The 13641-nt window shown below is 62.0% G+C and carries 10 protein-coding genes; 7 read left to right on the top strand and 3 right to left on the bottom strand.

The window, feature by feature from the left end:
- Positions 1–32: 32 nt before the first annotated feature.
- Complete coding sequence (locus EGJ09_RS14365; protein WP_125924229.1) at positions 33–4157, bottom strand: NEL-type E3 ubiquitin ligase domain-containing protein; 4125 nt, start codon at positions 4155–4157, stop codon at positions 33–35.
- 341 nt (positions 4158–4498) lie between these two features.
- Between EGJ09_RS14365 and EGJ09_RS14370 the strand changes: the two genes are divergently transcribed.
- The 6 genes from EGJ09_RS14370 to EGJ09_RS14395 all read left to right on the top strand — a co-directional run bounded on the left by EGJ09_RS14370 (position 4499) and on the right by EGJ09_RS14395 (position 11007).
- Positions 4499–5416, top strand: a complete 918-nt coding sequence (locus EGJ09_RS14370) for a glutamate/aspartate ABC transporter substrate-binding protein (RefSeq protein ID WP_115273713.1) — start codon at positions 4499–4501, stop codon at positions 5414–5416.
- A gap of 142 nt (positions 5417–5558) precedes the next feature.
- Positions 5559–6305, top strand: coding sequence for an amino acid ABC transporter permease (locus EGJ09_RS14375; protein WP_046787772.1), 747 nt, complete (start codon positions 5559–5561; stop codon positions 6303–6305).
- Complete coding sequence (locus EGJ09_RS14380) at positions 6306–6977, top strand: amino acid ABC transporter permease (RefSeq protein WP_012313017.1); 672 nt, start codon at positions 6306–6308, stop codon at positions 6975–6977.
- Positions 6974–7708: an amino acid ABC transporter ATP-binding protein gene (locus tag EGJ09_RS14385; protein ID WP_119688360.1), complete on the top strand. Its 735-nt coding sequence runs from the start codon at positions 6974–6976 to the stop codon at positions 7706–7708. The genes EGJ09_RS14380 and EGJ09_RS14385 overlap by 4 nt, the downstream gene beginning before the upstream one ends.
- A gap of 69 nt (positions 7709–7777) precedes the next feature.
- Entirely contained in the window at positions 7778–9682 is a 1905-nt protein-coding gene (locus EGJ09_RS14390) for an ATP-binding protein (RefSeq protein WP_125924230.1), read from the top strand.
- Positions 9679–11007 (top strand): sigma-54 dependent transcriptional regulator, encoded by a 1329-nt coding sequence (locus tag EGJ09_RS14395; protein ID WP_046787775.1) that lies wholly within the window; start codon positions 9679–9681, stop codon positions 11005–11007. The genes EGJ09_RS14390 and EGJ09_RS14395 overlap by 4 nt, the downstream gene beginning before the upstream one ends.
- 30 nt (positions 11008–11037) lie before the next feature.
- Here EGJ09_RS14395 and EGJ09_RS14400 read toward each other — a convergent pair whose 3' ends face one another.
- A complete protein-coding gene (locus EGJ09_RS14400) occupies positions 11038–12033 on the bottom strand; it encodes an alpha/beta fold hydrolase (protein ID WP_119688358.1) in 996 nt (331 codons plus the stop codon).
- Positions 12034–12229: 196 nt separating this feature from the next.
- Between EGJ09_RS14400 and metR the strand changes: the two genes are divergently transcribed.
- The gene (gene metR / locus EGJ09_RS14405; RefSeq protein ID WP_012313012.1) at positions 12230–13147 is read left to right on the top strand and encodes a transcriptional regulator MetR; all 918 of its coding nucleotides are present in this window, start codon (positions 12230–12232) and stop codon (positions 13145–13147) included.
- Here the strand turns inward: metR and EGJ09_RS14410 are convergent.
- Positions 13131–13544, bottom strand: a complete 414-nt coding sequence (locus EGJ09_RS14410; protein ID WP_125924231.1) for an NUDIX domain-containing protein — start codon at positions 13542–13544, stop codon at positions 13131–13133. The two genes, metR and EGJ09_RS14410, sit on opposite strands and share 17 nt — an antisense overlap.
- Between the last annotated feature and the right edge of the window lie 97 nt (positions 13545–13641).

Genomic DNA, 13641 nt, shown 5'->3' on the forward strand with positions numbered 1-13641 from the left:
TGTAGGGCGACCGCATGGCGGTCGCCCTACGCTCAGGCTTCCCGCCCATACGCCTCTTTTGCCAATGCCAGGTAAAGGGCCCGTTCCTCGCTATTGAGCGCTTCCATCAATACCGCAGCGTGCTCAAGGTACTGCTGCTCACCCGACTCGCCAGCCTGACGCTCATAGGCTTCCAGCTGTTCATGATACGGCGCGGCCAGGGCTTCGAAGCGCTCGGGATTGAGATTGCGCACAAACCCTTGCCAAAACTCTCGTTGCGCCAGTGCATTGCTTAACACGTCGATGTTTTCACCGGCGATGACGGTATTGCCCGCCCGCATGATCCGTGCGCGCGTAACACCGCTGTGCTCAAAGTAATTCATATGCCGGGGTTGCGCCGGCAGGTCGAGCATTTCAGCCAAGTGGACCCGGTAGGCGAGGTAAACCTCGATGTCATCCACAGCGGAAAATGGGTCCTGGCGCATTTCCTGGATATGCCGAGCGGCAATACTGTCCACAGCGTCCAGGCGATAAAGCGAGCGCCCCAGCCTCAACAAGGTCGCCTCGGCCCGCGCGCCTTCTTCGCCTGCGGTGTGCAAGGCAATATGGGTATTGACTTCCAATTGACTGAGGATCAATAGCAGCCGGTCCTCGCACGTCCTTTGCCCTTGCGTCTGCCAGTACACGGCTTCGCGCACATCGGTGTTGTCCGCGCAAAGCTCGAGTATCCGCCATACCCTTGCGCGGTAGTAACGCGGATGATCGAGGAAGTCATCCGAGCCTGCGAAATCTGCCAGAAAGCGAAACAGGTCAGCAGACTGGGGTTCCTCGGACAGCATTGTCCAGACCTGCGCGCGCCGGATGCGCACATCGTCGTTTACGTCACCCACCCAACGATCGAGCAGGGTGTTGTCGGCGATGGCGTGCTGGTAGGAGTGACGACGTTGAGCGGCCGCAACACTGCTGCTGGCAAGCAGTTCCTGACTCCCTTCATCCAGAGGGTTGTCATGCACTGAGACTCGTTGCAGTCGATCGCTAAGGCTGCGCAAGTGCCCGTTCACCTGGCGTATCTGGTTCTCGCGAACATCCACCAACCCTCTCCAGGGCATCAGGCCATCGTCTGGCAAGCCTTGCAGCCCGGTTGCTCGCAGCGACACTTCACGCAAGTTGCGCAACCCTGAGAGGTCAGGCACCTGGCCCAACGGGTTATAGTTCAGATCGAGTTGCCGAAGCAGCGTCAGGCTTGCCAGCCTTTGACTGCCCGCATCATCAACGGTAATCCGATTACCCGACAGCCGCAGGGTCCGCAGTTCGGTAAAGCGTTCAAGGCCAACCGGCAAGGTGGTCAGCTCGTTGTCCCGCAGATCCAGCTCGCGAATATGCGTGAACCTGCGCAGAAAATCTTCATCTACCTGCTCAAGGCGCATGTTGCGCAACGTCAAACGCCGAACATGGCTGAACTCGATGTCTGCCGGAAGGCTCGGCAAACTGCCCACCTGCTCACCATCGAGATGCAGGACGTAATCGTCACCGGCAAGGCCTGCCGTCTTGCGCCGCCAGGCGCGACGGATCTGGTTGGCTATGCGTTCTCGTCGAAGCCCATCCATGAAGCCCACGCGCTGTCGCCGCCAGGCATCAAGCGCCCCACGCAGGCTTTCCAACTGCTGCTGAAGACGGCTGAGGTGGTCCCAGAGCCCGATTTGGCGGTGCATCAGGTCGCGTATGTAAGCGTCCAGTTGCGCATCGGTCAAGGTAGGGAAAATATCATGTATGCCACGCCGGATCGCTTGGCGGCTGCTCTCGCCACCGCCACTGAGCACATAGCCGATACGACCGTCGGCAATTCGTCGCGGCGGTCGATAGCGCTCGGCGATAGGTTCAAGGCCCATCAACTTCGCTGACTTCTGCCGATCAGCGCTGGCCTTTCGAGAAAGCCTTTCGCCCAGCTCACGGGCCGTCATCCGATCACCCCCCAGCACCATTTTCTGGCTTTCCTCGAGGGTAAGGAGCAGGCACGGCATATAACCCTGGGCAGGGGCTAACGCGGTGGCATCACTCAAGTGATAACCCTGGTCGGTCTGGATGACACATCTGATTCGCGACGCATCGCTGCCACCCTTTGCCGCCAATAGGCGACCGCCCGATTCTCCCTGGCGCAGCTCGATACGCACCGACTGCGGCCAGGGAGCCAGTTCATCGATCAACTCCAGAGCCAGTCGCTGGGTATCGGCAGTGACCGCACCCGGGTGCTCGAACCCCATCAATGCTCGGTCAAGCCGACTTTCCTGCAAGTACCAGCGTGCGCGCTCGGCCATTGCCAGCGGTACACGGCCACTGGCCAGCAGCGCCTTGATTTGCTCACCGCTTGCCAGCCCAAGAATTTCTTCAGCGAAACGCACCGACAGACCTGGGAAGACCCTGATCAGCATGGCGCCAGCAGCAGAGGGCGGCCCTTGCCGAGCTGCCAGTTCCCGTTCGAGAGCGGCGCCTCGCAGGTCAGGATCCAGTTCAAGGCACTCGTGACGTGCATAAGCCTCTACCAGCCGGGCTGGAGCAGGCGCTTCCTGCAAGTGCAGATGGCGCAATTGATTGTGCTCAAGTCCGGTCAGGCGAAGCACCGTCTCGGCGGTCTGGTCAGATGCTTGCGCAAAGTCCCCGCCAAACCTGCGCAACAGCTCCCCTCCTCCATCGAGATAGTGAGCCGAAACCGGCCGGTGCGCCAACCTCAACCGACCTTCGCCTTCGTGCAGGGGCGTGAGCGCATCGACAAACGGGACCCGTTCAAGCAGCCGGCCCGCACCTGCCACCCCGACGCCCACCACGGCACCGACAGCAAGGTTCTGCGCCACGCCAAACAGATGATCCAGTGCCCCCTGGCGGTCGCCTATCCGCCAATCGGTGTAACCTTTGTAGACTTCGCTGACCACATCTACTGCAGCCACGGCGAACATCACCTGCCCTAACACCGGAATGAACAGCGCAGCCAGGTTCAGCGCATCGAGCCCCGCACTTTCGAGAGCCTCCAGCCGCTGATGGCGCTCGATAGCAGTTTGGTCGCCGGTGGGTACCGCCAGGACTCTTGCATCGTCAAGCATCTTGTCGACCTGCAAGCCGCGTAAATAGGCGAACAAAGGCGTATCGATCGCAAAGTTACGCCCATCCAGAACAGCTGGCACTTGCGCGCTGCTTGCCTTGATCAGGCGCTCCAGGGTGGCAGTGAAGGCTGGTCGGTCACGTTCACTGATGAATCTTCTGAAAAAGGACCGGTAATGCGGCGCAAGCAGTCGTTTGGCCAACGATTGGTACAAGGCGTCCCAGGAGGCATGCCTGGCCACCGGCCGATACGGGTCCTGCGGTATCCAGCTGACGACCCCCACAAGTGGCCCTTCGGCGTTCTCGCGCAACTCCAGGGTGACCGCCCCATGGATACGCTTGCCCAACAGAAACAACTGGCGAGGTGTAACAACACCTGGCACCGCCGGCACGGTCGGCTTGCTTGCGAAGACGGGCAACAAGCGCAGGTAGTCCTCCTCGTCGAGTTCGCACTTGATCCTTACCATACGCACGGCAACGTCCAGCTTGGCGCGCAGGCTTTCTTCGAACATCCGCTCCACCGCTAAACGGGCAAAATCCTCCGGCGCGGTGGGCCTGCTTTTGGGGAACAGTTGCGAGCGCAGCAGTTGTTGATACTGCCCGCCAATATCCAAGTCTCTGCAGCAGCGGGCAAACACCTCGAACGCCAGCGGCAGCCGTACCCCATGGCCGTCCTGCAGATAGGCTCGGCGATGGAGCGACGGCGTGGTCTCGCTTTCATGAAAGTTGTGCAGCGCCGCCGTCAACAAGGATTGCGCACTGTGCAGTGTCCTCCAGGGGGTATGCAGGCGTGGCGCTGCGCTGGGCATGGGCACATCGTCCTCGATGCAGACCTGCATGCTGCGCACATCGACGTTGGCCAGGCCTTTGGCCCGCATGGCCCGTTCTAGCAACGGCGAGGCGAAGGCCTCCAGGCTGGGAATGCTCGCCAACCTGTTTTTGACATGCTCAGCGGCGTCCTGCTCAAGGCGCAGGGCCCTGTGGAAGGTCAGAAGAAGATCGACATTGGCGGTTCTCAGCCAGGGCGCAAGCTGTCGGGCAATGAAGGCATCGACGGAATCGGAAGGGATCGCAATGACGGACACGAAATGAGCTCCTGATAATGAGGCAGCAAGCTCAACATGTGCTTTTCATGCAGGGGTGTTATTTAAAGCTGACGCCACGGACTCTGCGAGGCGCCCACCGTTCGGATTGCCGAACGCAATAGAGGCACTCATTCGGCGTTCCGACCACGTGGCTTTGCGCAAAAACCTTCATATAGGGTTCATGCCCAGGCTTTTCGCGGGGTTATGATCATTGTGAGAGCTTGGCACGAGTCATGCTCTACACTTGGAAGCCGAATGCACAACGCTTCATGCTGCATGCGTTGAACGAAAGAGTCCGCCAACGGCTCCATAAAAAAAACAAACACGTCGAGGAAAATTTGATGCGTATCGTTCGTCAATTGCTGGGGGCCGCCATCGCGGCTGCAGTCATCGCTTCGCCCGCCATGGCCGAGGAGCTGACCGGCACCCTGAAGAAGATCAAGGAGTCGGGCACCATCACCCTGGGGCACCGTGACTCCTCCATTCCGTTTTCCTACCTGGCTGGCAAGCCGCAACCCGTGGGTTACTCCCATGACATCCAGCTGGCAGTGGTCGAAGCCCTGAAGAAACAACTGGGTACTGACATCAAGGTCCGTTACAACCTGGTCACTTCGCAAACCCGTATCCCGCTGGTGCAGAACGGCACCGTCGACCTGGAATGCGGCTCCACCACCAACAACGTCGAGCGCCAGCAGCAGGTCGCCTTCTCGGTGGGTATCTTCGAAGTCGGCACGCGCCTGCTGACCAAGGTCAAGGATGGTCAGCCGTCCTATAAAGACTTCCCGGATCTGGCCGGCAAGAACGTGGTGACCACCGCCGGCACCACCTCCGAGCGCATCCTCAAGGCGATGAACGCCGACAAGCAGATGAAGATGAACGTGATTTCCGCCAAGGACCACGGTGAAGCCTTCAACATGCTTGAAAGCAACCGTGCCGTGGCCTTCATGATGGACGACGCTCTGCTGGCCGGTGAAATGGCCAAAGCGCGCAAGCCTGCGGACTGGGTGATCACCGGAACGCCACAGTCTTACGAGATCTATGGCTGCATGATGCGCAAGGGCGACGAGACCTTCAAGAAAGCCGTCGACGATGCCATCGTGGGCTATTTCAAGTCGGGCGAAGTCAACAAGAGCTACGACAAGTGGTTCCAGCAGCCGATTCCGCCAAAAGGCCTGAACCTTCAGTTCCCGATGAGCGACGAACTGAAAAAGCTGATCGCCGAGCCGACCGACAAGGCCGCAGACGAGAAGAAATCCTGATCCTCAGTTAGTGGCCTGGTGCGCAAGCGCACGAATCAACGCTGCAAGCCACTCATTAGTGTCTAACCTTTCATCCGAGGGCGCCAAGCGCCCCCGGATGCTCGAAGGTGCCCGTGAAACAACCGTCTGAGGGGAAATCCCGATGAATTACAACTGGGACTGGGGCGTGTTCTTCAAGTCCACCGGCGTGGGCAGCGAAACCTATCTGGACTGGTACATCACCGGCCTGGGCTGGACCATCGCCATCGCCATTTCCGCCTGGATCATCGCGCTGCTGCTGGGCTCGCTCCTTGGCGTCATGCGTACCGTGCCGAACCGCCTGGTATCGGGTATCGCAACCGCTTACGTGGAGCTGTTCCGCAACGTGCCGCTGCTGGTGCAACTGTTCATCTGGTACTTCCTGGTACCAGACCTGCTGCCTGAGGGCCTGCAGGTATGGTTCAAGCAGGACCTCAACCCGACCACCTCGGCATTGATCAGCGTGGTCATCTGCCTGGGCCTGTTCACCGCAGCCCGCGTCTGCGAACAGGTACGCACCGGCATCCAGGCACTGCCGCGCGGTCAGGAAGCTGCCGCCCGCGCCATGGGCTTCAGCCTGCCGCAGATCTATAACAACGTGCTGTTGCCTCAAGCGTACCGGATCATCATTCCGCCGCTCACCTCCGAGTTCCTCAACGTGTTCAAGAACTCTTCGGTAGCCTCGCTGATCGGCCTGATGGAGCTGCTGGCACAGACCAAGCAGACCGCTGAGTTTTCCGCCAACCTGTTCGAGGCGTTCACCCTGGCCACGCTGATCTACTTCACCCTGAACATGGGCCTGATGCTGCTGATGCGCCTGGTCGAGAAAAAAGTCGCCGTGCCTGGCCTGATTTCCGTGGGGGGCAAGTAAATGGAAATGGATTTCAGCGAAATCATCCCGGCCCTGCCCGCCCTCTGGGAAGGTATGGTCATGACCCTCAAGCTGATGGTCATGGGCGTGATCGGCGGTATCGTGCTGGGCACACTCCTGGCATTGATGCGCTTGTCGTCGAACAAGCTGCTCTCGAACATCGCCGGTGCCTACGTCAACTACTTCCGCTCGATCCCGCTGCTGCTGGTGATCACCTGGTTCTATCTGGCGGTGCCGTTCGTGCTGCGCTGGATCACCGGCGAGGACACCCCGGTGGGTGCCTTCACCTCCTGCGTGGTCGCCTTCATGATGTTCGAGGCCGCGTACTTTTGCGAAATCGTCCGCGCCGGCGTGCAGTCGATCTCCAAAGGCCAGATGGGCGCGGCACAGGCACTGGGCATGAACTACGCCCAGACCATGCGCCTGATCATCCTGCCCCAGGCCTTCCGCAAGATGACCCCGCTGCTGCTGCAGCAGAGCATCATCCTGTTCCAGGACACCTCGCTGGTCTACACCGTGGGCCTGGTGGACTTCCTCAACTCGGCACGTTCCAACGGCGACATCATCGGGCGCTCCCATGAGTTCCTGATCTTCGCCGGGGTCGTCTACTTCCTCATCAGCTTCTCCGCTTCGTGGCTGGTCAAGCGCCTGCAAAAAAGGATCACCGTATGATTTCCATCAAGAACGTCAACAAGTGGTACGGCGACTTCCAGGTACTGACCGACTGCAGCACCGAGGTCAAGAAAGGTGAAGTGGTGGTGGTGTGCGGCCCTTCGGGCTCGGGTAAATCCACGCTGATCAAGTGCGTCAACGCCCTGGAGCCGTTCCAGAAGGGCGACATCGTGGTCGATGGCACCTCGATTGCCAACCCCAAGACCAACCTGCCCAAATTGCGCTCGCGGGTCGGCATGGTGTTCCAGCACTTCGAGCTGTTCCCGCACCTGACCATCACCGAGAACCTGACCATCGCCCAGCGCAAGGTACTGGGCCGCAGCGAAGCGGAGGCCACCAAGAAGGGCCTGGCCCTGCTCGAACGGGTCGGCCTCAGCGCCCATGCCAAGAAGCACCCCGGCCAGCTCTCTGGTGGCCAGCAGCAACGTGTGGCGATCGCCCGCGCCCTGGCCATGGACCCGATCGTCATGCTGTTCGACGAGCCGACCTCTGCGCTGGACCCGGAAATGGTCAGCGAGGTGCTGGATGTGATGGTGCAGCTGGCCAACGAAGGCATGACCATGATGTGCGTGACCCACGAGATGGGCTTTGCCCGCAAGGTCGCCAACCGGGTCATCTTCATGGACAAAGGCTGCATCATCGAAGACTGCACCAAGGAAGAGTTCTTCGGTGACCAGGGTACCCGCGACCAACGCACTCAGCACTTCCTCAGCAAGATCCTGCAACACTAAGCCGGCCACAGTATCTGCTGCCCCGGGCCCCACCGGGCAGCGGATGCTGGTCGTGACAAGGCCACTGTGATGAAATGCGACCCCTCGCTACTTCTCCCTGCCAAGCCTGCCGTGAAATCCCGCCTGATCCGCCAATTGCTGCTGCCGCCCCTGATCATCCTGCTGATGGTCGGGCTGGGCCTGGCTGGCTACCTGATCAGCGAAAGCAATGGCATACGCGCCCTGAGTGAAAACGGCGAGCGCCAGCTGGAGTTGCACGCGCGTACGGTCGAGAGTGAAATCAGCAAGTACACCTACCTGCCGAGCCTGCTGGAGCTGGAAGACAGCGTCTCGCACCTGCTCACCGACCCAGACGGCGGCTCACGCCAGGCCGTCAACGAATACCTCGAAGGCCTCAACCGCCGCAGCCGCAGCCGGGCTATCTTCGTGCTCGATACCAATGGCCGGGTACAGGCCACCAGCAACTGGCGCGATGCCGACTCGTTCCTCGGTGAAGACCTGTCCTTCCGCGCCTATTTCCAGACCGCCGTGCGCGGCGAGCCGGGCCGTTTCTACGGCATTGGCAGCACCACCGGCGAGGCCGGCTATTACCTGGCCCATGGCCTGGAAGAACACGGCAAGATCATCGGCGTGGCGGTGATCAAGGTGCGCCTGGACACCTTGGAAGAACGCTGGCAACGCGCCCGCCTGGAAGCGTTCGTCAGCGACGAAAACGGCATCATCATCCTCTCCAGCGACCCGGCGCGGCGCCTGAAGTCGGTGCGCCCCATGACCCCGCAGATCAAGGAGCGCCTGGCGCGCAGCCTGCAATATTACTGGTGGCCGCTGAACGAGCTGCAGCCGCTGGCCCGCGAGACGCTGGCCGATGGCGTAGAGAAGCTGACCTTCCCGGCCAACAGTGAAACTGCCCACGGCAAAGCGCATGAGGTGGCCTACCTGGCGCAAACCCGGCGCCTGGTGGATACCCCCTGGCATTTCACCCTGCTCACTCCCCTGCAGGACCTGCGCCGCGAGTCGATGGTGCAAGGCATTCTGGTAGGCGTGGCGTTCGCCCTGCTGGCGATCCTGGGTATCGCCTGGAACGAGCGGCGCAAGGTGATCGCCACCCGCCTGGCTGCACGCGAAGCGCTCGAAGAAGCCAACAGCCAGCTGGAGCGGCGCATTGCCGAGCGCACCGCCGACCTGCGCGCCAGCAACGAAAGGCTCAAGGGGCAGATCCGTGAACGCCGTCACGCCGAGCAAACCCTGCGCCACGCCCAGGACGAACTGGTTCAGGCCGGCAAATTGGCAGCCATCGGGCAGATGTCCACCAGCATCGCCCACGAGCTCAACCAGCCGCTGGCGGCGCTGCGGACACTGTCCGGCAACACCGTGCGCTTTCTCGAACGCGGCGCGCTGGACACCGCCAGTACCAACCTGCGCACCATGAACGAACTGATCGACCGCATGGGCCGCATCACCGCCAGCCTGCGTTCGTTCGCCCGGCGTGGTGACGACCGCGGCCAGGCATCGCTGGCCAAGGCCGTGGAGGCCACCTTGCAGGTGCTGGCCAGTCGCATCAGTGGCTGCCACCTGAAGCTGCACAGCCAGTTCGACGACCTGCAACTGGCCATTGACCAGACCCGCCTGGAGCAGATTCTGGTCAACCTGATCGGCAATGCCCTGGACGCCATGGCTGCCCAGCCGGCACCTGAGCTTTGGCTGGAAGGCGAGTTGCAAGGCGACAAGTACCGCCTGCGGGTACGCGACAATGGCCACGGCATCGATGACGAGGCGCGCAAGCACCTGTTCGAACCCTTCTTCACCACCAAACCGGGCGAACACGGCCTGGGCCTGGGCCTGACCCTGTCGGCGAGCCTTGCCGCCGCCGCCAAGGGCAGCCTCAACGTCGAGCACCCTGTCAGTGGCGGAACGGCCTTCGTTCTCGCCCTGCCGCTGGTGTCCCCCCCTAATGAATCGGCAGAGCTCCCATGAACCAAGCGCCTCTTACCGTCCTGATCGTTGAAGACGACCCGCATGTGCTGCTCGGCTGCCAGCAGGCGCTGGCCCTGGAAGACATCGCCTGCGAGGGTGTCGGTAGCGCCGAACAGGCGCTGGAACGGATCGGTGATGACTTCGCCGGCATCGTCGTCAGTGACATCCGCCTGCCGGGCATCGACGGCCTGGAACTGCTCAACCGCCTCAAGGCGCGCGACCGCAGCCTGCCGGTGGTACTGATCACCGGCCATGGCGATATCGACATGGCCGTCGGCGCCATGCGCAATGGTGCCTACGACTTCATGGAGAAGCCCTTTTCGCCGGAACGCCTGGTCGACGTGGTGCGCCGCGCGCTCGAACAGCGCGGGCTATCGCGCGAAGTGCTGGCCCTGCGCCGCCAACTGGCCGAACAGAGCAGCCTGGAAGGCCGCATCATCGGCCGCTCGCCCGCCATGGAGCAATTGCGTGAGCTGATCGCTAACGTTGCCGACACCTCGGCCAACGTGCTGATCGAAGGCGAGACCGGTACCGGCAAAGAGCTGGTCGCCCGTTGCCTGCACGATTTCAGCCGGCGCCAGAACCAACCGTTTGTGGCGCTCAATTGTGGCGGCCTGCCGGAAAACCTGTTCGAGAGCGAAATCTTTGGCCACGAGGCCAACGCTTTCACCGGCGCAGGCAAGCGCCGTATCGGCAAGATCGAGCACGCCAATGGCGGTACCTTGTTCCTCGATGAAGTCGAGAGCATGCCGATCAACCTGCAGATCAAACTGCTGCGGGTACTGCAGGAGCGCACCCTGGAGCGCCTGGGCTCGAACCAGAGCATTGCGGTGGACTGCCGGGTGATCGCCGCAACCAAGGCCGACCTCGACCAGCTCGGCCAGAGTGGGCAGTTCCGCAGCGACCTGTACTACCGCCTCAACGTGGTAACCCTGGAGTTGCCGCCACTGCGCGAGCGCCGTGAAGATATCCTGCAACTGTTCGAACACTTCCTGCAGCAGTCGGCGCTGCGCTTCGACCGGGACATGCCGACACTGGACAGCCAGACCCTGTCGCGCCTGATGGCCCATGACTGGCCCGGCAATGTGCGGGAACTGCGCAACGTTGCCGAGCGCTATGCCCTGGGCCTGCCAGCGTTCAAGAAAGGCCCGAGCGGTGGCGCCAGCCAAGGGTTGGGCTTTGCCGAAGCGGTAGAGGCGTTCGAGCGCAATCTGCTCAGCGATGCCCTGCAACGCACCGGCGGCAACCTCAGCCAGGCCAGCCAGGAGCTGGGCATGGCCAAGACCACGCTGTTCGACAAAGTGAAAAAGTACGGGCTGGGCTGAACGTCTGCGAGAGGAAGGCCTACGCCACTTTCATAACCCGGCAATATGTGTCACGTCCTCGCGATGTGACTGCAGGTAAGGCAGCACGGCCCCCAGCAACGGTGCCTTGAAGGGCTCCTGGAACCGATGTGCCAACCCCGGGATCAGCCGCAGCTGGCTACCGCGGATATGCGCCGCCAGGTGCACCCCATGCATCACCGGCAACAAAGGGTCAGCCGTCCCATGCACCACCAATGTCGGTACGCGCAGCTGGTTGAGCAGCGCTACCCGGCTTGGCTCGGCCAGGATCGCCATGATCTGACGCTTGGCACCTTCAGGGTTGAACGCCCGGTCATAGGCCTGCGCGGCCTGCTGTACCAAAGCGGCCCGGTCATCATGCACCTGGGGGCTGCCCAACGCCGCCAGCAGGTCGGCCTGCTGCTCGATGGCCACTTCCCGAGTCGGCGCACTGCGCCGGGCCAGCAACTGCACCAGCGCTGGGGCTGGCGCCGGCAGGCCTGCAGCGCCAGAACTGGACATGACCAGTGTCAGGCTGCGCACCCGCTCCGGCGCCATTGCAGCCATGTGCTGGGCGATCATCCCACCCATGCTGACACCCAGAACATGGAATTGACCAATCCCCAATGTGTCCATCAGGCGCAGCCCGTCACCCGCCATGTCGGTCAGCGTATAGGGCGCGGCAACCGGCAGGCCGAACTTGTAGCGCAACAGCTCGACCGTGAGATTGGCCGAGGGAGGCTGTTGGTTCCAGCGCGACAGGCCAACGTCACGGTTGTCGTAGCGAATGACCCGAAAGCCTTGTCGACACAAGGCCTCGACCACATCATCCGGCCAGTGGATCAGTTGCCCACCCAAGCCCATGACCAGCAGCAAAGCCGGGTCCCGTGGCGCGCCGACACTTTGGTAAACCAGGCTCAGATCGCCTGCTTCGGCCCGTTGGACCGGTACTTGAGTGTCACAACGCTGATCGGCGAAGCTCGCCGGCACGCTGACAAGGAACAAGAAAAAAAGCAAAAAAGCCCGCATGAAAGAAACACCAGAATGCAGATCCCCAGTAGAGCGCGAGTCTGATGAAAATCGTTCGGGCGCGCTGCCACAGTTCCGTGACAGTTTGATGAAGCCCGCCCAGTGGTGCGGCGCAAGGTCCAGTCGACAGCGGGACCAACATGAGGGAAACTCAACTCATTCTCTGTTCACTCAAATTATGCTCTCGGAGTCAGCCGTGCTGGAGATCCGCCACCTGAAAACCCTTCATGCCCTGCGCGAGGCCGATAGCCTGGTGGAGGCTGCCGAGCGTCTGCACCTGACCCAGTCGGCGCTGTCGCATCAGTTCAAGGAGCTTGAAGAACGCCTGGGCCTGCCGCTGTTCGCACGCAAGACCAAACCTATCCGCTTCACCAGCGCCGGCCTGCGCTTGCTGCAACTGGCAGATGCCACCCTGCCGCTGCTGCGTGGTGCGGAACGTGACATCGCCCGCCTGGCCGGGGGTACTGCCGGGCGCCTGCACATGGCCATCGAATGCCACAGCTGCTTCCAATGGCTGATGCCCACCATCGACCAGTTCCGTGATGCTTGGCCGGAAGTGGAGCTGGACCTGGCTTCGGGCTTCGCATTCGCGCCGCTGCCCGCCCTCGCCCGTGGCGACCTGGACCTGGTAGTGACCTCCGACCCACTGGACCTTGCCGGCATCACTTACGTGCCGCTGTTCACCTATGAAGCCATGCTCGCCGTGGCCAACCAGCACCCGCTGGCCAGCAAGCCTTACATCGTGCCCCAGGACCTGCTCGACCAGACGCTGATCACCTACCCGGTGGAGCGCGACCGGCTGGACATCTTCACCCGCTTCCTGGAACCAGCCGACATCGAGCCGGCGGCCGTACGCACCTCGGAGCTGACGGTGATGATGATGCAACTGGTGGCCAGCGGCCGCGGAGTCTGTGGCATGCCGCACTGGGCGCTGCATGAGTACAGTTCGCGCGGGTATGTGAAGGGCAAGCGCCTGGGCGAGAAAGGCCTGTTCGCCACACTCTATGCGGGAGTACGCACCGACATGCTCGACGCTCCCTACATGCGCGACTTCCTGCTCACCGCCAAGGACACCTCGTTCGCCACGCTCGATGGGGTCAGCGCGGTACGCTGAGGGCCTTGCGGTAGAGCGGCAGTATCAGGTCGCGGGTCAGCGGCGCCAGCTCAGGCATCGGTGCCTGGTCAGCGGCCAGCCAGATCACTTCCTCGATTTCCGCCGCCGGGACCACGGCCTCGGCGCTGTCGACCCGGAACAGCTCGGCCTGCACCTCAAAGCCGGGCTCGTTGGCGGCCGGTGCGCTGAAACGGCCCAGCGGGATGGCCCAAGCAGGGTCAATGCGCAACCCTAATTCCTCATGCAGTTCGCGCACCAGTGCGTCCAGCGGCGTTTCACCCGCATCGATCTTGCCCCCAGGCTGCATGAACGCCTGAGTACCACGTTTGCGTACCAGCAGGGTTCGACCCAGTGGGTCGATCAACAGGGCAGCGGCGATGCGGATAACGTTGGGCATGGTCAGGCTCACTCTTAAAGCCCGTGAGGATCCCATGGAGCCCTGTCGCCGGCAAGCCGGCTTCACAGACGAACGGCCCCTTGCCAATCCGCCAGCG

It is taken from the genome of Pseudomonas sp. p106 (genome assembly GCF_003936645.1).
GTDB classification, from domain to species: domain Bacteria; phylum Pseudomonadota; class Gammaproteobacteria; order Pseudomonadales; family Pseudomonadaceae; genus Aquipseudomonas; species Aquipseudomonas putida_E.